22 protein-coding genes are annotated in these 19,114 nt (G+C 68.0%); 16 read left to right on the top strand and 6 right to left on the bottom strand.

Going from position 1 to position 19,114, the window contains the following annotated elements:
* Positions 1 to 80 precede the first annotated feature (80 nt).
* The 3 genes from radC (at position 81) to ACETK8_RS12205 (ending at position 3,878) form a co-directional block, all read left to right on the top strand.
* Complete coding sequence (radC, locus tag ACETK8_RS12215; RefSeq protein WP_374036199.1) at positions 81 to 1,118, top strand: RadC family protein; 1,038 nt, start codon at positions 81 to 83, stop codon at positions 1,116 to 1,118.
* A 68-nt stretch (positions 1,119 to 1,186) separates the two neighbouring features.
* Positions 1,187 to 2,467 carry a TCR/Tet family MFS transporter gene (locus ACETK8_RS12210; RefSeq protein ID WP_374036198.1) on the top strand — a complete coding sequence of 427 codons (1,281 nt, stop codon included), beginning with the start codon at positions 1,187 to 1,189 and terminating at the stop codon, positions 2,465 to 2,467.
* 22 nt (positions 2,468 to 2,489) lie between these two features.
* Positions 2,490 to 3,878: a Do family serine endopeptidase gene (locus ACETK8_RS12205; protein ID WP_374039400.1), complete on the top strand. Its 1,389-nt coding sequence runs from the start codon at positions 2,490 to 2,492 to the stop codon at positions 3,876 to 3,878.
* A 39-nt stretch (positions 3,879 to 3,917) separates the two neighbouring features.
* Here ACETK8_RS12205 and ACETK8_RS12200 read toward each other — a convergent pair whose 3' ends face one another.
* A complete protein-coding gene (locus tag ACETK8_RS12200) occupies positions 3,918 to 4,343 on the bottom strand; it encodes a VOC family protein (RefSeq protein WP_374036197.1) in 426 nt (141 codons plus the stop codon).
* A gap of 67 nt (positions 4,344 to 4,410) precedes the next feature.
* On the opposite strand from ACETK8_RS12200, the gene ACETK8_RS12195 reads away from it, so the two are divergent.
* The 4 genes from ACETK8_RS12195 to ACETK8_RS12180 all read left to right on the top strand — a co-directional run bounded on the left by ACETK8_RS12195 (position 4,411) and on the right by ACETK8_RS12180 (position 8,134).
* Positions 4,411 to 5,724, top strand: a complete 1,314-nt coding sequence (locus tag ACETK8_RS12195) for a replication-associated recombination protein A (RefSeq protein WP_374039399.1) — start codon at positions 4,411 to 4,413, stop codon at positions 5,722 to 5,724.
* Between the two features lie 269 nt (positions 5,725 to 5,993).
* Positions 5,994 to 6,434 (top strand): hypothetical protein, encoded by a 441-nt coding sequence (locus tag ACETK8_RS12190; protein WP_374036196.1) that lies wholly within the window; start codon positions 5,994 to 5,996, stop codon positions 6,432 to 6,434.
* A gap of 9 nt (positions 6,435 to 6,443) precedes the next feature.
* A complete protein-coding gene (locus ACETK8_RS12185) occupies positions 6,444 to 7,175 on the top strand; it encodes an RluA family pseudouridine synthase (protein ID WP_374036195.1) in 732 nt (243 codons plus the stop codon).
* Positions 7,176 to 7,633: 458 nt separating this feature from the next.
* Positions 7,634 to 8,134 carry a CC0125/CC1285 family lipoprotein gene (locus tag ACETK8_RS12180; protein ID WP_374036194.1) on the top strand — a complete coding sequence of 167 codons (501 nt, stop codon included), beginning with the start codon at positions 7,634 to 7,636 and terminating at the stop codon, positions 8,132 to 8,134.
* Here the strand turns inward: ACETK8_RS12180 and ACETK8_RS12175 are convergent.
* Positions 8,118 to 9,281, bottom strand: a complete 1,164-nt coding sequence (locus ACETK8_RS12175; RefSeq protein ID WP_374036193.1) for a hypothetical protein — start codon at positions 9,279 to 9,281, stop codon at positions 8,118 to 8,120. The two genes, ACETK8_RS12180 and ACETK8_RS12175, sit on opposite strands and share 17 nt — an antisense overlap.
* A 132-nt stretch (positions 9,282 to 9,413) precedes the next feature.
* On the bottom strand, positions 9,414 to 9,860 hold the full coding sequence (locus ACETK8_RS12170; protein ID WP_374036192.1) for a DUF2214 family protein: 447 nt from the start codon (positions 9,858 to 9,860) through the stop codon (positions 9,414 to 9,416).
* Positions 9,861 to 9,908: 48 nt separating this feature from the next.
* Between ACETK8_RS12170 and crcB the strand changes: the two genes are divergently transcribed.
* The 6 genes from crcB to ACETK8_RS12140 all read left to right on the top strand — a co-directional run bounded on the left by crcB (position 9,909) and on the right by ACETK8_RS12140 (position 15,720).
* Positions 9,909 to 10,301, top strand: coding sequence for a fluoride efflux transporter CrcB (crcB, locus tag ACETK8_RS12165; RefSeq protein WP_374036191.1), 393 nt, complete (start codon positions 9,909 to 9,911; stop codon positions 10,299 to 10,301).
* Positions 10,298 to 11,350: an RluA family pseudouridine synthase gene (locus tag ACETK8_RS12160; protein ID WP_374036190.1), complete on the top strand. Its 1,053-nt coding sequence runs from the start codon at positions 10,298 to 10,300 to the stop codon at positions 11,348 to 11,350. Before crcB ends, ACETK8_RS12160 begins: the two co-directional genes overlap by 4 nt.
* A complete protein-coding gene (locus ACETK8_RS12155; RefSeq protein WP_374036189.1) occupies positions 11,347 to 12,021 on the top strand; it encodes an HAD-IA family hydrolase in 675 nt (224 codons plus the stop codon). Before ACETK8_RS12160 ends, ACETK8_RS12155 begins: the two co-directional genes overlap by 4 nt.
* On the top strand, positions 12,018 to 12,782 hold the full coding sequence (locus ACETK8_RS12150; protein ID WP_374036188.1) for an ATP12 family chaperone protein: 765 nt from the start codon (positions 12,018 to 12,020) through the stop codon (positions 12,780 to 12,782). Before ACETK8_RS12155 ends, ACETK8_RS12150 begins: the two co-directional genes overlap by 4 nt.
* Positions 12,783 to 12,949: 167 nt before the next feature.
* Complete coding sequence (parC, locus tag ACETK8_RS12145) at positions 12,950 to 15,151, top strand: DNA topoisomerase IV subunit A (RefSeq protein WP_374036187.1); 2,202 nt, start codon at positions 12,950 to 12,952, stop codon at positions 15,149 to 15,151.
* A 218-nt stretch (positions 15,152 to 15,369) separates the two neighbouring features.
* The gene (locus tag ACETK8_RS12140) at positions 15,370 to 15,720 is read left to right on the top strand and encodes an arsenate reductase (protein ID WP_374036186.1); all 351 of its coding nucleotides are present in this window, start codon (positions 15,370 to 15,372) and stop codon (positions 15,718 to 15,720) included.
* Between the two features lie 419 nt (positions 15,721 to 16,139).
* Here the strand turns inward: ACETK8_RS12140 and ACETK8_RS12135 are convergent, their stop codons facing one another.
* The 3 genes from ACETK8_RS12135 to ACETK8_RS12125 all read right to left on the bottom strand — a co-directional run bounded on the left by ACETK8_RS12135 (position 16,140) and on the right by ACETK8_RS12125 (position 17,531).
* Entirely contained in the window at positions 16,140 to 16,379 is a 240-nt protein-coding gene (locus ACETK8_RS12135; RefSeq protein WP_374036185.1) for a hypothetical protein, read from the bottom strand.
* 211 nt (positions 16,380 to 16,590) lie between these two features.
* Entirely contained in the window at positions 16,591 to 16,887 is a 297-nt protein-coding gene (locus ACETK8_RS12130; RefSeq protein ID WP_374036184.1) for a UrcA family protein, read from the bottom strand.
* A 116-nt stretch (positions 16,888 to 17,003) separates the two neighbouring features.
* Positions 17,004 to 17,531, bottom strand: a complete 528-nt coding sequence (locus tag ACETK8_RS12125; protein ID WP_374036183.1) for a hypothetical protein — start codon at positions 17,529 to 17,531, stop codon at positions 17,004 to 17,006.
* Positions 17,532 to 17,704: 173 nt separating this feature from the next.
* On the opposite strand from ACETK8_RS12125, the gene ACETK8_RS12120 reads away from it, so the two are divergent.
* From ACETK8_RS12120 to ACETK8_RS12110, 3 genes are read left to right on the top strand one after another with little or no spacing between them, the layout of a single operon-like run.
* Positions 17,705 to 18,109, top strand: a complete 405-nt coding sequence (locus ACETK8_RS12120) for a DUF6249 domain-containing protein (protein ID WP_374036182.1) — start codon at positions 17,705 to 17,707, stop codon at positions 18,107 to 18,109.
* 28 nt (positions 18,110 to 18,137) lie between these two features.
* Positions 18,138 to 18,701, top strand: a complete 564-nt coding sequence (locus ACETK8_RS12115; protein ID WP_374036181.1) for an RNA polymerase sigma factor — start codon at positions 18,138 to 18,140, stop codon at positions 18,699 to 18,701.
* Positions 18,691 to 19,110 (top strand): hypothetical protein, encoded by a 420-nt coding sequence (locus tag ACETK8_RS12110; RefSeq protein WP_374036180.1) that lies wholly within the window; start codon positions 18,691 to 18,693, stop codon positions 19,108 to 19,110. Before ACETK8_RS12115 ends, ACETK8_RS12110 begins: the two co-directional genes overlap by 11 nt.
* Positions 19,111 to 19,114 lie beyond the last annotated feature (4 nt).

Genomic DNA, 19,114 nt, shown 5'->3' with positions numbered 1-19,114 from the left:
CTCAACAGGCGTTTGCACCCCGGTTTTTAGGGCGCATGTTTCGTCCGTCCGGAGAATTTTTGTTAACTGGGAATCCTGAGATGAAAACCTTCGTGGCGGTCCTGAGGGGGGCGGACCACATCTTCGAGTTCGTCAACGACGCCCACAAGGAGGCGTTCGGCGAGCGCGGCCTGATCGGCAAGGCCCGGGCGGACATGTTCCCGGAACTGAACCAGCAGGGTTTCGCCGCCGCGCCGCGTCGCGCCTTCGAGACGGGTCGTACCGTCTATATGCAGAGCAAGGCGGCCGATTTCGACGTCATGCCCGACGGCCTGCAGCGGTCGCGACGGCTGGATATTTCGTATGAGCCCATGCGCGACGCGAAGGGAGAGGTGACCGGCCTCTATGTCCACGGGCGCGACGTCACCACCATCGGCGACCATCCGCTGGAGGCGCGAGCGACGTCCGCCGGGCTGGACGCCCTCAGCGACGCCGAACTGCTGACCCTGCACCTCTATCACGGCACCCTGGACACCGACGCGGCCGAGCGGGCCGAATATCTGCTGTCGCGGTTCGGCAGCCTGCGCGGCGTGCTGTCGGCCTCGATCCCCAGCCTGATGCAGCTGGCGCCGGAACACCTGCGCTCGACGTCCCGCAGCCTCTCGGCCTCGACCGCCCTGAACCTGAAGATCGTGCGCGAGATCGGGCGGCGCGTCCTGTTCCGCCGGATCGCCAGCCGGCCGGTCCTGGCCTCGTCCTCCACGCTCAAAGCCTATTTGCACGGCATCCTGGCGGGCGAGCCGCGCGAAAAATTCATGGTCCTGTTCCTGGACAAGTCGCTGCGCCTGATCGTCTGCGAGACCCTGGCCGAGGGCACGGTGTCCCACACCCAGGTCTACACCCGCGAGGTTCTGCGCCGGGCGATCGAACTGTCCGCCAGCGCCATGATCCTGGTTCACAACCACCCATCGGGACGGGGGACCTTCTCGACCTCCGACGTGATGATGACGGACGCCATCGTCAGCGGCGCCGACGCCCTGGAGATCGAGGTGATCGATCACCTGCTGGTCGCGGGCGAGGAGGTGGTCAGTCTGGTCGAGACGCGCGGGGGGCCGCCCCGGGGACGCCGCGCCCACTAGGGCGGGAGTGGCGGCGTCACGTCGTTCCGCGAGACATTCCGCCGCACCTCCGCTAGACCCCGCGTCCCATGTCGATCCTGCATCCCAAGGCGCGCAAGGCCGCCATCGCCTTCATCTTCGTGACGGCGGTGCTCGACATCCTGTCGATGGGCGTGATCATGCCCGTCCTGCCGTCCCTGATCGAGGATTTCGCCGGGTCGGACGCCTCGGCCGGCATCTGGAACGGCGCCTTCGTGGCCATGTGGGCGGCGATGCAATTTCTGGCCTCGCCCGTCATCGGATCGCTGTCGGACCGCTACGGCCGTCGCCCGGTCATCCTGATCTCCTGCGCGGGTCTGGCGCTGGACTGGATGCTGATGGCCCTGGCCCCGAACCTGTGGTGGCTGGCGGTCGGGCGGATCCTGGGCGGCCTGACCTCGTCCAGCTTCACCGCCATCTACGCCTATATGGCCGACATCACCGTGCCGGAGCAGCGGGCGCGGGCCTATGGTCTGATCGGAGCGGCCTTCTCGGGCGGCTTCGTGCTGGGCCCCGTCGTGGGTGGGTTCCTGGGCGAGATCGGCCCGCGCGCGCCCTTCTGGTTCGCCGCCGCGCTGTCCGGCGTGGCCTTCCTGTATGGCCTCTTCATCCTGCCCGAGAGCCTGCCGGTCGAGAAACGGATGCCGTTCAGCTGGAGCCGCGCCAACCCGATCGGCGCCATGAGCCTGTTGCTGAGGAAGGCCGAACTGACCGGCCTCGCTGTGGTGAACTTCCTCCTCTACTTCTCGCACCACGTCTTCTCGGCGATCTTCGTGCTGTATGCGATGCACCGTTACGGCTGGGGACCGCGCGAGGTCGGGCTTCTGCTCGCGGGCGTCGGGGTCATCGACATGGTCATGCAGGGCATGGTCGTGGGGCCGGTGACGAAGGCGCTTGGCGACCGGTGCACCATGCTGATCGGCTTCCTCGGCGGGACCGTGGGCATGGCCATGATGGGCTGGGCCCCGAACGGCCTGTGGTTCACCCTCGCCATGCTGCCGAACGCCCTCTGGGGTCTGGCCATGCCGACCATGCAGGCCCTGATGACGCGTCAGGTCGGCGACGACGAGCAGGGCCAGCTGCAGGGCGCCAACAACTCCGTCGCCTCCATCGCCGGCATCGCCTCGCCGCTGTTCTTCGGCTGGGTCTATGCCGTGTCGGTGGGCGAGGGGGCCTGGGTCCCGCATCCGGGCATGGCCTTCTTCATGGCAGCCCTGGTCCTGGCCGCCGCCGGACTGGTCGGCTGGCGCGTCGGGGTGAAGGCGGAGCGCGGAAGCCGCAGCCGCCACGCCTTGATCCGGCCCGAAAGCGGGACAGATATAGGGGCCTGACATGGCTTACTCCTGGACTGCGATGAAGACCTCGATGATCGCCCTCGCGGCGGCCCTGACCCTGGCGGCCTGCGGCAACGCCAACTCCAGCAAGGCCCAGGACGGCGTCTTCGCCGAACCCACCGACCGCCAGATCCCGTCCGACGCCACGACGATGAAGCAGAGCTTCGCCCCCGTGGTACGGGCGGCGGCCCCCGCCGTGGTCAACATCTCCGCCCGCTCGATCCAGCGGGTCCAGGCCGATCCCTTCTTCCAGTTCTTCGGCGGCGGCATGCCGCAGCAGCGGGTGGCCGAAAGCGCGGGGTCCGGCGTCATCGTCCGCTCCGACGGCATCGTCGTCACCAACAATCACGTCATTCAGGGCGCCCAACAGATCCGCGTCGTCCTCAACGACCGCCGCGAATATCCGGCCGAGGTCCTCCTGGCTGACGAACGCTCCGACATCGCCGTTCTCCAGCTTCAGGGCGTGACGGAGCAACTACCGGTCCTGGCCATCGACGACCGTGAGGAACAGCAGGTCGGCGACCTGGTCCTCGCCATCGGCAACCCCTTCGGCGTGGGTCAGACGGTGACCAACGGCATCATCTCGGCCCTGAACCGCACCGAGACCGGCATTTCGGACTCGGGTTCCTTCATCCAGACGGACGCGGCCATCAATCCGGGCAACTCCGGCGGGCCGCTGGTGGACATGGACGGCGACGTCATCGGCATCAACACCGCCATCTTCTCGCGCAGCGGCTCATCTGCCGGCGTCGGCTTCGCGGTTCCGGCCTCGATGGTGAAGCGGGTGGTCGAATCGGCCCTGGGCGGCGAGACGGCCGTCGTGCGGCCCTGGCTGGGCGTGAAAGGCGACACGGTCTCCTCTGACATCGCTCGCTCGCTGGGCATGACGCGGCCGCAGGGCCTGATCGTCACCGACCTCTATGACGGCGGTCCCGGCGATCGCGCCGGCCTGCGTCAGGGCGACGTCATCACCGCCATCGACGGCGCCGAGGTCCACGACCAGGCGGGTCTGAACTTCCGCGTCGGCACCCGCAGCCCGAACGAGACCGTCGCCGTCTCGGTGCTCCGCGACGGCCGCACCCAGACGATCAATACGCGCGTCCAGCCTCTGCCGGGCGAGGCGCAGCGGGGACCGTCGGTGGCCATCGCCCAGGGGCCGCTGATCGGACTGCGCGTCGCCGCGGTCAGCCCGGCGGAAGCCGACGCCCTCGCCAACGATCCGTTCGCCGCCATTCCCGTCGTGACCGGCGTTTCGGGGCGTGCCGCCAACTGGGGCCTGCGCGAGGGCGACCTGATCGTCGGCATCAACAACCGCCCCGCCTCGGTGGGCCTGCTGCGGGGTCTCAACGGTCGCGCGCAACTGACCATCCAGCGCGACGGCCGTCAGTTGCGCGGTATCGTGGGATAGGAGTGAGGGAGCGCGGCCTTCCGGTCCGCGCTCCGTGGGTTATGCCGCCTTGATCGGCGATCCGATCGACCAGAGATGTCCGAACGGGTCGCGGACCTGGCCGTAGCGGTCGCCCCAGAACTGATCCTCGAGCGGCAGGACCGGCACGGCCCCCGCCGCAAGCGCCCGGTCCCACCAGGCGTCCGCGTCGTCGACCTGGAGGTGCAGGGTCATCCCGACCGGAGTGATGTCTGCGCCGTGGCCGTACTCCGGAAACTCGTCGTGCAGCATCAGGCTGGAGCCGTTGATGATCAGGTGGGCGTGCATCAATCGTTCGCCGTCCTCGGCGTGCATCTTCCGCACCAGTTCAGCGCCGAAGGCCCGGCCGTAGAACTCCAGGGCGGCCTCGCCTCCACGCGACGGAATGGTCAGGTGCGGGGTCAAGCCCGTGGTCGGTCCCTGGGCGGCGTGGTCGGTATCGGCCATGGCGGTCTCCTTCGATCCCAGACTAACGCGTGAAATCGCCGATGCGAACGGCTACATCTCGTCGCTCATGTCCGATCTGTTCGAAGCCTCCGGCATCCATCCCCCCGACGCGCCGCTCGCCGACCGCCTGCGTCCCGCGACGCTGGACGAGGTGGTGGGCCAGGATCATCTGCTGGGCGAAGGCGGTCCGATCCGCCGCATGATCGAGGCCGGGCGTCTGGGTTCCATGATCCTGTGGGGCCCGCCCGGCACGGGCAAGACCACCATCGCCCGCCTGTTGGCCAAGGCCGCCGGCTATCAGTACCAGCAGATCTCCGCCGTCTTCTCCGGCGTCGCCGACCTGAAGAAGGCCTTCGAACAGGCCCGGATGCGCCGCGCCGCCGGCCAGTCGACCCTTTTGTTCGTCGACGAAATCCACCGCTTCAACCGCGCCCAGCAGGACGGCTTCCTGCCTTTCGTGGAGGAGGGGGTGGTCACCCTGGTCGGCGCCACGACCGAGAACCCATCGTTCGAGTTGAACGGCGCCCTTCTGTCGCGCAGTCAGGTCTTCGTGCTGAAGCGGCTGGACGACGCGGCGCTGGATCAACTGTTGAGCCGTGCCGAGGCGCACGAGGATCGGCCCCTGCCTCTGACGCCCGAAGCGCGTCACGCCCTGACCGCCCTGGCCGATGGCGACGGCCGCTACCTGCTGACCATGGCCGAGACCCTGTTCGCCCTGCCGCCCGAGCCGGTGCTGGACGTGCAGGCCCTGGCCGGGACCCTGCAACGCCGCGCGCCCGCTTACGACAAGAGTAGAGAAGAACACTACAACCTCATATCCGCGCTGCATAAATCGGTTCGCGGATCGGACCCGGACGCCGCTCTCTACTGGCTGGCGCGGATGCTGAATGGCGGCGAAGACCCGCTCTATCTGGCCCGCCGGATCGTGCGGATGGCGGTCGAGGACATCGGCGAGGCGGACCCTCTGTCCATCCTCGTCGCCAACGCCGCCAAGGAAACCTACGACTTCCTCGGCTCGCCAGAGGGCGAACTGGCCCTGGCCCAGGCGGTGGTGCATCTGTCGACCGCGCCGAAGTCGGTCGGGGTCTACGAGGCCTACAAGGCGGCCAAGCGCGCGGCGGCCGAGACCGGCTCCCTGATGCCGCCCGCCCACATCCGCAACGCCCCGACCAAGCTCATGAAGTCGCTCGGCTACGGCAAGGGCTACCAGTACGACCCGGACACCGAGACCGGCTTCTCGGGCGCCAACTACTTCCCCGACGAGATGGAACGCCGGACCTTCTACAAGCCGAAAGGCGAGGGCCACGAAGCGAAGATCAAGGAAAGGCTGGAGCACTGGGCCGCGATGCGGGCGGAGATCCAGGCGACGAAGGGGGAGTAGCTCTCCGCTTCTTTCGTCATCCTCCGGCGAAGCGCAGCGAAGACCGGGGGACGCAGCGGCGCCGAAGGCGATCTGTTCAGGCAGGGTGTCGGAAGCGGAGGTGTGCGCGACAGGTTCGCGCTCTCGCGCGCCGCTGCGTCCCCCGGTCTGCGCCGCGAAGGCGCGGCTTGCCGGAGGATGACGAAAGAAAAGCTGACTGATCGCTGTTCATTGCCGCGCCCTCGATCCCGGCATAGCGTCACCGCTCACGCGATCCTTGGGAGGGGACGATGGCTGACGGAACGAAGACGCCCTGGCACCTGTGGCTGGTGGGGGGGCTGAGCCTGTTGTGGAATGGATTCGGCGCCTACGACTTCATCATGACCAACACCCAGGGCGAGGCCTATATGCGCGCCTCGGGCATGACCCAGCCCATGATCGACTACTTCCTGGCCATGCCCGACTGGATGTATGCGCCGTGGATCGCCGGCGTCTGGGGCGCGGTGGCCGGGTCGGTCCTGTTGCTGCTCAGGATGAAGTGGGCCGTCTATGCCTTTGCAATTTCTCTGATCGGGGCGTTGGGCAGCCTGGTCTTTGGCCTGATGAACCCCATGCCGGGCCTGCCGCCCGAGATGGCCGCGATGAAATTCATGCCCTGGATCATCGCCGTCATCGCCGCCGCGCTTCTGTTCTACGCGCGGGCCATGGCGAAGAAGGGCGCACTGCGCTAACGGGCGGGGGTGTCAGACCGCACCCCCGTTTCACTGTCGCCCGAAGAGATCGCCGCCGTCCGCTCGTGGGTCATCCACGAGGACGCCTCGACCATCGCCTTCGCCAAACCTGCGGGCCTCTCCAGCCAGGGCGGGCGGATCAAGGCGCATACGCTGGACGACCTGCTGTGGGCCTTCGCCCGCTCGAACGGCAAGCGGCCGGATCTCGTGCATCGGCTGGACCGCGATACGTCCGGCGTCATCCTGGCCGCCAAGACCAAGCCCGCCGCCGGCTTCCTCGGCAAGGCGATCCAGGCCCACAAACTGACCAAGACCTATCTCGCCCTGGTCTCGGCGGCGCCGGAGCCGAAGAGCGGCGACATCAACGTCCCCCTGGTCCGTCAGGAGATCGGCCGCGAGAGCTACATGCGGGTCGCTGCCTTCGACGCCAGGGGCGCCCAAGGCTCGCGCAGCCGCTACCGCACCCTGTCCGCCAGCGAGGACGGCGCCCTGGTCGAACTCCAGCCCTTCACCGGCCGCATGCACCAGCTCCGCGTCCACATGGCCCATATCGGCCGTCCTCTGGTCGGCGACGTCCGCTACGGCGGCGCCCTGACGGCGGCGGGCCGTGGCGCGCCGCGGTTGATGCTCCACGCCGTGTCCCTGAAGTTCCCGCATCCCGACGGCGGCGAACGCACCATCACCGCCGAACCGCCGGAGGACTTCCGCGCGCTGGCGGAAGCGATGGGGCTCAAGCTCTGAACTCCCTTCTCCCCTTGCGGGAGAAGGTGGCGGGCGAAGCCCGACGGATGAGGGGTACGAGGACGCAGACGAGATCGCCCGAGCAGATGGCTCATAGGCGACATCTACGGTCACCCATCATCCGACCTCGCATAGCCTGTCCTCCGGCCGATCAGAGATCGGACCGGGGGGCTAGACCGCCTTCTCCCGCAAGGGGAGAAGGAAAGGGATGGAGTTGGCAAAGCATCCCCCGATTTCCTCAACCGGATCAAAGGCCCGATCTTTTAAGACGCCTTTTGTCTGGCGTCGCTGGAAACGGCCTTACACTGACGGGGTCTGTCCTCTGGCCCCGTGGCCTGCCCGAACGCTTCGGACTCTTCGGACGCTTCGGACGGTGTTTTGGAGTCCGGGCTTCCCCTGGGCCCCTGGAACGCCTTGGCCCGTTAAAACGCTAAACGTTTGATATTCGGAGCAACCCCATGATCCGCGCCCTCGTCGTCGCCACCGCCGCCCTCAGCCTGGCCGCCTGCGCCAGCCTCGCCCCCTACGGCCCCCAGCGCGGCCCTAACGGTCAGGGCTATTCCGAGCGCCGCATCGAGAACGATCGCTACCGCGTCAGCTACAACGGGGTCGGCGCGCCCGGCCCGGTCGCAGACATGGCCTTGCTGCGCGCCGCCGACCTGACCATCGAACAGGGCTACGACTGGTTCGAGGTGACCCAGCGCTATGTCGACGGTCGTCCCGACAGCGCCGGCGGTTTCAGGCCCAACATCTCGGTCGGCTACGGTGGCGGCTCGGGCCGTTACGGCGGCTATCGCTATTCCTCGTCCGGCGTGGGCGTCGGCGTGGGGCTGAACTTCCAGGGGCCGTCGCCGACCTCGACCGTGCTGGAAATCCGCCTCGGCCGCGGCGCCCGCCCCGACCGGGGCGAGGCCTATGAGGCGCGCGAGGTCCGCTATTCGCTCAGCGGCCGCGAGTGAGGGCGCGGTATTCGACCAGCCGTTCCTTGTCGCGCCGGACCTGATCGCCGATCGTGTTGTCGACGTCCAGCGAGGCGTAGCGAACCCAGCCGTCGACGCCCAGCTTGTCCTTCACGGCCGCGGTCGGCGTCTGCCAGCGGAAGTAGGACATCCAGGACACCAGAACACCAAGGCCCAGGGCGATCAGCTGAAGCACGCGGAAGCCCGCCTCGTTGGCGGCGGGCGCCGGCCAGAAGGCGAAGACGGCCAGCCAGACCAGGAGGACGAACGGGGTCGTGATCCGGCCCACCCACCGCATCCAGTACCGCTCGCGACGCACGCGCCACAGCTCCATCTGGGCGAATTTCTCTAGGTATTCCATGCGGGCGGCGATCCACATGACCAGCCGCGTCAGGAACAGGGCGCGCTGGCCCCAGCCCTTGCCGTCCAGCTGGAACTGGGTCTCGGCCTGGTCCGACAGGGCGCGGGCGTTGGTGAACAGGTTCTGGAGCTCCCGCGTCCGCTGCACCACCTCGCGGCTGAGCTCGTAGGAATCGTTTTCCAGCCGGAAACGGTACTGGACGAACAGGATGGCCGAGACGCCGTAGAACAGGCCCAGCGCCATCAACATGCCCAGCACCGCCAGGCCGAGCCCTTGCGGCTGGCCGCCGGTCCACTCGGCGAACAGGCCGGGACCGAACACCGCCATGGTCGAGAAGGCGGTCAGGGCCAGCCCCTGGGTCAGGCGTTTGACGATGACATGCAGGCGCAGGGCGTCGAACACGCGTCGGCCATAGCCGTGGATCCGCCCCCGAATGTCGCTGTCGGCGGGGAAGCGTTCCTCGATCTGGCGGGTGAACAGGACGTGGAAGCGGTCCGGCTTGTTCTCGGTCTCCCAGAACGGAAAGATGTCCAGCGCCTGGTTGTAGTACTGGTCGATGTTCGCCGAGATCACCGCGATGGCCTCGGGATCCATGGTGAAATAGTCGCTTTCCTGGATCGGACGCAGGATGCCTTCCTGGGCCGTGATCGGTTCGGGCGAAGGCGACGGGGTCGAGGGCGGAACCGGACGGTCGGCCAGATCGGCCGCGCCTGGCGGCGGCGCGGGCGGCGACACCGGGATCGTCATGTTGGGCCCGGCGCGGGGCGTTTGATCGTCATGCGACATGGCGGTCGGTCAAACCTTGCAAACTCGAAGCGGCAGTATGGCGGAACCCCGGCGAACGACCGACGGAGTTCTCTCCCAACGCGAAGCTTGGGTATCGCCGTTAACCGTGTAACGCGGCAAGTGAAGTTTCGGTCAGACGCGCGCCATCGCCGCCGCGAACCCGACCAGCGGAAAGAGGAGGAGCAGTTCGATCCGGACCCAACGCGTCACCCGCGCGACCTCGCCGGCCTCCGGTGCGAACGCCGGATTGGCCCGGAACGCCTTTCGCCACCTCAGGAAGGTGATGGTCGGCGCGATGGAGCAGAGGCCCATGATCGCGAAGGTCCCGACCTTGGCCCAGAAGAAGGGATTGGCCTCATAGGCCGCCCAGCCCTTGGCGCCCCACAGGACGCGGCAGACGCCGACGGCGATGATGAGCAGCGAGGTCATGCCGTAGCCCGCGTCCAGCCCGGCCAGACGTCCTACCGGCGGTCGCTCGGCGCGCAGATAGGCCAGTTCCATCGCCAGCATGATCGCCAGCCCGAAGACCAGGATGTGATGGGCGATCGCCAGCCCCAGATCGAGCCCCAGACCGGACATGCACCTCTCCCTTCGCTTTGCCGCAATGCGGAGTATAAGCCGCCGCTCATGACACGTCTTCTGATCGTCGGTTTCGGCGGAGCCCTGGGCTCCATGGGGCGCTATGGCGCGGGGGTGCTGGCCCAGAGGCTCGCGCCCGGCGCGGCCTGGCCGTGGGGTACGTTCGCGGTGAATGTGATCGGCGGCCTCCTGATGGGGCTGGTCGCCGGCTGGCTCGCCCAGCGCGGGCAGGGTGGGAACGACATCCGCCTGTTCGCGGCCGTGGGCGTGCTGGGCGGCTTCACGACCTTCTCGGCCTTCTCGCTGGAGACGGCCCTGATGATCGAGCGGCGCGAGTTCGGTCTGGCCGCCGCCTATGTCGCCCTGTCGGTGGTGCTGGCCGTGGCCGCCCTGTTCGTCGGCCTGATGATCGCCCGCCGCGCCTTTGGAGCCGCCCTGTGAGCTACGACCCCAAGGAAACCGCGCCCGAAGCGCCCGCGCCCAAGGGGCCGGTCGGGTCTCGCGAGGCCCAGATCCTGTATGTCGCCGAGGCCGAGGACGGCATCCGGCTGGACCGCTGGTTCCGGCGTCGCTGGCCGCATCTGTCGAACATCCAGGTGCAGAAGATGGCTCGCGGCGGCCAGATCCGCGTCGACGGCGCCCGCATCAAGCCAGAGGGTCGTCTGACGGCCGGCGCCGCCGTGCGCGTGCCGCCGATCCCCGAACCCATCGTCCGTGCCCCTGGCGAGCACATGCCGCTGACGCCCGCCGACATCGCCTTCGCAAAGTCGATGGTCATCTATGAGGACGACCTGGTCATCGCCCTGAACAAGCCCTGGGGCCTGGCGGTGCAGGGCGGGACCAAGACGACGCGGCACGTCGACCGGCTGCTGTCGGCCTGGGGCGAGGGGATGGAGCGACCGCGTCTGGTCCACCGGCTGGACCGCGACACCTCGGGCGTGCTGTTGCTCGGCAAGGGGCCGGAGGCGGCCAAGCGGCTGGCGGGCGCGTTCGCGCGGCGTCAGGCCAAGAAGACCTACTGGGCGATCGTCATGGGGCTACCCAAGCCGACGGCGGGCCAGATCGACCTGCATCTGAAGAAGTCGGGCATCAACGACTACGAGATCATGCGTCCGGCCGAACCCAAGGAGAACGGCGCCGAGCCGGCCGAGACCGCCTACGCCCTGATCAGCCATGCGGGTCAGCGGGCGTCGTGGATGGCGCTGCGTCCCTTCACCGGGCGGACGCACCAGCTGCGGGCGCACATGAAGGCCATCGGCCATCCCATTCTGGGGGACCCCAAATATGGGGACGAAAAGTCGAAGGAGCTCAGCGGGCCGCTGAAGCTGCAACTGCATGCGCGCCGGATCGAGCTGGATCACCCCAAGGGCGGGAAGCTGATCGTCGAGGCGCCGATCAGCCCGGAGATGCGCGCCGGTTTCCAGCATTTCGGCTTCGACCAGGGTGAGGCGGATCGCGACCCGTTCGAGGGCGTGAGGCGAATGCGATGAGCCGCCCGCTCGCCGTCTTCGACATCGACGGGACCCTGGTCGACAGCCGGGCCTCGATCTTCCAGGCCGCCACGGACGCTGCGCGGGAGCTGGGGCTGCCCGACCCCGAATACGACCGGGTGCGCCAGATCGTGGGGCTCAGCCTGCCGCACGCGCTGGCGATGCTGGAGCCGGGGCTGGATGAGGCGGAGCTGGCGCGGTTCACCGAAGCCTTCCGGGGCAGTTTCAATCGGCTGTACGCCTCGGGCCATGAGGAGCCGCTGTATCCCGGCGCGATGGAGGCCCTGCGGCGGCTGCACAAGGATGGCTGGCGGCTGTCGCTGGCGACGGGCCAGAATCGGCGCGGCGTGGCGCGGAACCTGGCGCGGACGGGCTGGGCTGAAATCTTCATCTCGTCCCACTGCGCCGAGGACGGGCCGGGGAAGCCCGACCCGGCCATGCTGCACGCGGCGATGACGGCCTGCGCGGCGGACGCCGCCTCGACCGTCATGATCGGGGACACGGCCCACGATATTTCGATGGCCGTGGCGGCCGGGGTCCTGCCTCAGGGCGTGGCCTGGGGCTTCCATACGCCGCAGGAACAGTTGGACGCCGGGGCGCTTCACGTCGCCGAGGACTTCCCCGACCTGGAAGCCGCCCTGGACCGTTTCGCCTCGAGAGCCTTCGCATGAGCCACATCCCGCCGCTGGACCCCATGGTCGCCGCCCGCAAGGGGTTCCGGGAATCCGAGGAACGGCTGAAGCGCTTCTGGAAGGAGGCGTCGGTTCAGGCCGAGGAGTCGGGCGGTTGGGTCGTCCTGCTGGACGGCCGCGCGCCCAAGACCCCGGCGCACAACCGCTTCCTGCTGCCGACCGAAGCTGCGGCTCAAATGGTCGCCGACGAATGGGCGGCGCAGGGAGACTTCCTCGATCCCGGGACCATGCCGGCGACGCGGATCGCGGCCACGGCCATCGACAGGGTCGCCGTCACCCGCGAACCTGTGGCGGAGGAGATCGCCGCTTATGTCGGGTCGGACCTGCTCTGCTACCTCGCCGAACATCCGACGCCGCTGGTGCTGGAACAGGCGAAGGCCTGGACGCCCTGGCGGGAGTGGGCGGAGAAGGAACTGGGCGTCGTCGTCCAGCCGACATCGGGCATCATCCATGTGGAACAGCCGCCGGAGAGCATTGCCCGGGTGCGGGAGCTGGCGCTGGAGCTGGACGACTTCCGGCTGACGGCCCTGGCCATGGGCGTGCCCCTGCTGGGCAGCGCCATTCTGGGGCTGGCGGTGCAGAGGGGGGCGATCACGGGTGAGGAGGCGTTCGAGCTCAGCCGCCTCGACGAGGCCTTCCAGGAGCGTCAGTGGGGCGTGGATGCCGAGGCTGCCGAGCGGACCGAGGCGCGTCGGGCCGAAGCCGTGCTGATCGACCGGTGGTTCCGCGCCTTGGGCTGAGGAAGCCGCTGGAGCCTGATCCGGAAAAGTGTGAGCGGTTTTCCGGTCGGATCAGGCTCCAGCATCATCTGGACCTTGATTCACGGCATCAGCGGGATCGCGAAGCGATCCCTCCTCAGCCGATCAAGGTCTAGACTTCCGCCTTCGCCTGAGTGATTCGACCGCCCATGACCGTCCATACCCCTCCGCCCGAAGGCGGCCGCATCGTCGACGAGCCGATGGGCGACGCCCTGTCGCGGCGTTACCTCGCCTATGCCCTGTCGACGATCACCAACCGGGCCCTGCCGGACGTGCGCGACGGGTTCAAGCCGGTGCACCGGCGGATCATGTACGCCATGCACCAGATGCGGCTGAACCCGCAGGCGGCGGCGCGGAAATGCGCCAAGGTCGTCGGTGAGGTCATGGGTACCTACCACCCGCACGGCGACGCCTCGATCTATGACGCCCTGGTCCGCCTGGCCCAGGACTTCGCCCAGCGGTATCCGCTGGTCGACGGGCAGGGGAATTTCGGCAACATCGACGGCGATAACGCCGCGGCCATGCGCTACACCGAGTGCAAGCTGACGCCGGCGGCGGTGCTGCTGATGGAAGGGATCGACCAGGACGCGGTCGACTTCCGTCCCACCTACGACGATCAGGACGAGGAGCCGGTGGTCCTGCCGGCCGGGTTCCCGAACCTGCTGGCCAACGGGTCGTCGGGCATCGCCGTGGGCATGGCGACCTCGATCCCGCCGCACAATGTGGGCGAACTGATCGACGCCTGCCTGTTGCTGCTGGAGAAGCCGGAGGCCTCGACGGCGGAACTGGCCGAGATCGTGCCGGGGCCCGACTTCCCGACCGGCGGCGTGGCCGTCGAGGGGCATGCTGCCATGCTGGAGGCCTATGAGACGGGCCGGGGCGGTGTGCGTCTCAGGGCGCGCTGGGAGCGGGAGCCGCTGGAGCGGGGCGGCTATCAGATCGTCATCACCGAGGTCCCGTATCAGGTCCAGAAGGGCAAGCTGATCGAGGCCCTGGCCGAGCTGATCGAGCAGAAGAAGGCCCCGCTGCTGGGCGATGTGCGCGACGAGTCGGCGGAAGACATCCGCATCGTGCTGGATCCCAAGAGCCGCAACATCGAGGCCGAGAGCCTGATGGAGAGCCTGTTCCGGTTGTCCGATCTGGAGATCCGGTTCCCGATCAACATGAACGTGCTGGACGCGTCCGGCACGCCCGGCGTGATGGGGCTGAAGGCCTGCCTGCAGGCCTTCCTGGATCACCGGCGCGATGTGCTGAACCGGCGGTCGGCCTGGCGGATCGAGCGGGTCGAGAAGCGGCTGCACCTGTTGGAAGGTCTGCGGATCGTCTTCCTGAACCTGGACGAGGTCATCCGGATCGTCCGCGAGGAGGAGACGCCCAAGGCGGTGCTGATCGCCCGGTTCGGCCTGTCGGAGCTGCAGGCCGACTACATCCTCGACACCCGTCTGCGTCAGTTGGCGCGGATCGAGGAGATGGCGATCGAGAACGAGCACAAGGCGCTGGCCGAAGAGCTGGCGAACCTGAAGGCCCTGACCTCCTCGCCGGCCAAGCAGTGGAAGAAGATCGGTCAGGAGCTGGAAGCGACGCGCAAGGCCATGGTCTCGCCGCGTCGGACGACGATCGCGGAAGCCGTGGATAGCTCGGCCTTCGTGGCCCCCGAGGCCTTCATCCCCCGCGAGGCCATCACGGTCATCCTGTCGGAGCGCGGCTGGATCCGGGCGGTGAAGGGCAAGGTCGAGGATCCGTCGGAGCTGAAGTTCAAGGAGGGCGATAGCCTCGGCTTCCTGGTGCCCGGCTTCACGACCGACAAGCTGCTGGTGGCGGCGTCGGACGGGCGGGTGTTCACGGTCGGGGCCGACAAGCTGGCGTCCGGACGCGGGCACGGTGAGCCCCTGCGCCTGATGATCGACCTGGAGGAGAGCGCCGGGATCGTGGCCCTGTTCGCGCATCAGCCGGGGGCGAAGCTCTTGATCGCGTCGAAGGCCGGTTACGGCTTCATCGCGCCGGAGGACGAGCTGCTAGCCCAGAAGCGGGGCGGGAAACAGGTGCTGAACGGCGACCTGCTGGCCGCCATCCGGGTGACCGGCGACCATGTGGTCACCATCGGCGAGAACCTGAAGACTCTGATCTTCAAGGCCGAGGAACTGCCCGAGATGGGGCGCGGCAAGGGTGTGAAGCTGCAGTCCTACAAACAGGGCGGGCTGACCGATGTCGCGGTCTTCGACGGCGAGGCGGGGCCCGAGTGGGTCGATGGCGGCGGGCGCCGCCGGAACTGGCCCGACTGGAAGGACTGGCTCGGCAAGCGCGCCGGGGCCGGTCGGATGGGACCGCGGGGCTTGAGGAAGTTCCGGTAGGCCAAATCTCCTCCCCATCGCAGATGGGGAGGTGGCAGCGAGCCCTTCGCGAGCTGACGGAGGGGGCGACCGGGTCTCGACGAACGAGCACGGCGAGTCCTCGTTCCTGAAATCGTCTCGCCCCCTCCGTCACGGCCCTGAAGAAGGGCCGCGCCACCTCCCCATTCGCCAAGCGGCGAACGGGGAGGAGACATGTTGCATCATCTTGTGAGGCTGAAATGACCCCGACCCTCTACGGCATTCCCAACTGCGACACGGTCAAGAAGGCGCGGGTCTGGCTGGACGAGCATGGGCGGGCCTTCACCTTCCACGACTACAAGAAGGCGGGGATCGACCGGGCCTCGCTGGAGGGCTGGGTCGCCGAGCATGGGTGGGAGGTCGTGCTGAACCGGAACGGCACGACGTTCAAGGCGCTGGATGCGGCCGAGAAGGCGGACTTGAACGCGGAGAAGGCCGTCGGCCTGATGCTGGCCCAGCCTTCGATGATCAAGCGGCCGGTGCTGGACCTGGGCGACCGGACGATCGTGGGGTTCAAGCCGGTGATTTATGACGCGGCGTTCGAGGGCTGAGGGTCGATTTGACCTCTCGGTTGGCACTGTTTCCGAATTTCGAGTGCCAAACAGTGCAGTGCCAACGCTGACAAATCAGAGGGTTGGCTGAAACGGTGGTGCAAGGCGTGCCACGCGCGCGGGTGATTTATTGCGCGAGCGGGGCGATGCGGTTGGACGGTGTCAAAGAGCGGACTTTGACATGGTGCGCGCGTCCGAGAGAGCAAGGGTTGGATAGGAAATAAATCTTCAACCCTCCACGGCTCCGTGCACCCCAGCGAAGGCTGGGGTCCAGATGGAAAACTCGGCGATGGGACAGCGGATCTGATGCGAGACCCAAGCCGCTTGAGTCTGTGACCTGGACCCCAGCCTTCGCTGGGGTGCACGGATGAGGGAGGTGCGGCTTAACCCCAGATGCAGGGGTGTGGGGCGGAGTTAACTCAGCCCTCGACATCCGTCTCCGGGCGGTCGTGACCGTCGGCGCGTTCGGTGATCCAGTCGCCGTTGGCGTCGGCGTATTCGATCATGGCGTTCTCGTCGGAGACCTTCTGTTCGCGGGCGGCGCGGATGGCGGCGGCCTTGGCGGTGTCGTGGCTCGGGAAGGTTTCGGAGAAGGTGTCGCCGACCTTGTAGGCCCAGCCGCCGTCGTGTTCGACGATGCGATAGGTGACGTGGCTCATGGCGGTTCTCCAATGAATTTCAGCCTTGATGGCATGTTCTTCGGCGGCGTGCATCCCTTGGTGGGGCGTGCGCCGACGACCCTGTGAAGGCGCGGGCGACGGGCCGGCGCCTCAGGGTGAAAGACGATGTAAGACCGGTTCCGTTCCTGCGGGTGGCTGCTTTTCCCGCTGGGCGGGCTGGTGTTCGCTGCCTCGGTGCGGGGGTTGCGGCCTATCTGAACCGGCGGCTCTGGCCGGAGCGGATCAGGCTGTCGCGAGCATGGTCGGGCAGGGCGTGGAAGGCGAGGGTCGCCATGTTACGTTCGCAGACGGCGGGCGTCCCCATCCGGTCTGGCGTCACGACGGCGATATGGCGGGCGCAGTAGTCGCGGCTGGCGGCGCGGGTGCGTCGGACGAGGATCTCGACATGCTCAGGCCGGTCGAGGTCGAGATCCTGGATGGCGACCCGCATCCGGGGCGCGGGGGTCTGTGACAGGGCGGTCGCGACGACGAGGGCGGACAGCAGCATGGATCGGTCTCCGTGGGGTTCGGCGGGATCGCCTGAAGCTCGGAGGCCGGTCATGGAGCGGTCGGATGCGGTCCGTATCGTTAAGTTTTGCTCATGACAGTCCCGTAAGGCGGGGACTACTCCGCCTTGCCGTCGAAGGCGCGGAGGCATTCGGCCTTTGCGGCCTGAAGCGCGGGATCGGTGACGGCTTCCACGGCGGCGCGCGCGGCGATCATGCGGGCGTCCGGCGGATGGGTCGCGGCGCAGACGAACAGCGGGTGGGCGTGGTCGGGGATCAGGGCCAGGACGCCGGGCGCATTTCGGGTCAGGGCGGTGGCCAGGGCGTCCTGAAGACCCTCGGCATGAAGGCCGTCGGTCGCGGGCTGGAGCTGGGGGACGAGGGCCAGCCATTCCGGAGCGCCCGTCGCAATGCCCGCGAGCACCTTGTCGAAGCCGGTCGGGTCGGCGGGGCCGGTCAGGACCAGAACCGTGTGTCGCGCGCCGTCGGCGGCGATCAGATTGGCGAGGTGTTCGGCCGTCAGGGCCTGGGGCTGGATATCGGCCGGAACCTCCTCGGCCCCGCTCGGGTCGATCCCGTCGTCGCGGGGCGAGCATCCAGCGGCGAGGAGGGCGCAGGCGGCGAGGGCGGCGAGGCGGACGGGCATGGCGGTCTCCGGCGATGCGGGCAGGCTATGGCAGGGCGGTCAGGGCGGCCAGAGCGCGGACCTTACGAAGATTTCACGTCCGATTTCGCATCCGTTGGCCGTCGCCGCCGCCTCTTGTGATCAGAAGGCCCGGGCATCAGGCTCCGGCTCATCATCGAAAGAGGGGAAATCCCATGGAAGACTTCGTTCCGATCTTCGCCATCTTCGCCGTCTTCGGCACCATCACGGCCATCATCGTCGGCCCGACCTATCTGAAGTCCAAGGAGCGCCGCGACATGCAGGCGACCGTCCGCGCCGCCATCGACAAGGGTCAGCCCCTGCCGCCGGAGGTCATCGACGCCCTGAGCACCGAGGCGACCAAGAACATCCCGTCGCGCAGCCGCGACATCCGCCGGGGCGTCATCTGGCTGGCCATCGGCATCGGCATGGCGGCCTTCAGCCTGGTCAACGGCGGCAGCTGGGGCGGCGACGGCTGGGACGTGAACGCCGGCGACGGCCTGCTGGGCCTGGCCTGCATCCCGACCACCATCGGCCTGGCCTTCATCGTCCTGAGCTTCTTCAACAAGAACAAGGACTGAGCCGCGCTCTGACAGGGGGAAACTTGTCATGGCCAAGGCCCTGATGGACCAACACGACGTGGAGCTCGCCGCCCAGGCGGCGGCGGGCGGACGTCGGGAGTTCGGCGAACTGGTCCGGCGTCACGGCTCGGCCGTGCGATCCCTGCTGCGACGCATGGGGGCGCAGGGCGCCGAGGCCGACGACGTCGCCCAGGACGCCTTCCTGCAGGCGTTCGAGAAATGCGCCGAGTTCCGGGGCGAGGGGACCTTCGCCGCCTGGGTCAAGCGGATCGCCGCGCGCCTCTATCTCAAGCGAAAGGCGAAGGACGCCCGCTATGTCGCCGAGATCGAACCGGGGGAGGAGGATGTCGCTCCGGCCCCGGATCAAGCGGGACTGGTGGACCTGGACGAGGCGCTGAAGGCGCTGAGCGAGGTCGAGCGTCTCTGCGTGTCCCTGTGCCATGGCGCGGGGCTGTCTCATCCCGAGATCGCCACGGCCATGAATCTGCCGCTTGGAACGGTGAAGTCTCATGTCAAACGTGGTCTGGATAAACTCCGCGCCCGGCTTTCGCCGGATGTCGGGCAGTCGGGGAGGTCGACCCATGTCGGCTGACGAATTCGATCCGATGATCGAGCGGCTGTTCAGCCGTTCGCCCCAGATGGCCGATGCGAGCCTGTTCGCCGCCGAGGTCGAGACGAAGCTGCATTCCTCCAGCCGGGTCCGCACCCTTGCCCTGACGGTCGCCGGCCTGATCGGCGGGGTGATCGCGGTCAAGGAATCGATGAACCTGAACCTGCATCTGTCGGACGACCGGGCTCCGGTGGCCGGGCGGGTGATCGGTCAGGGGTTCGAGGCGGCCAGCCTGAACGTGCAGGGGGCGGTGACGTCGGGCCTGTCGCAGCTGGGTCTGTCGGACGTCAGTCTGGGCTCGATGGGCGGGATGCAGATGTTCTGGATCGCGGCCGGCGCCCTGATCGCCCTGGCCGCCGCCGGGGTGGTGAGGCTGTCGCAGGACGTCTGATCCT

The organism is Brevundimonas staleyi, from assembly GCF_041893865.1.
Lineage (GTDB): Bacteria > Pseudomonadota > Alphaproteobacteria > Caulobacterales > Caulobacteraceae > Brevundimonas > Brevundimonas staleyi.
Note: the sequence above shows the minus strand (reverse complement) of the source record. Positions and strands in the feature narration are given on the sequence as shown.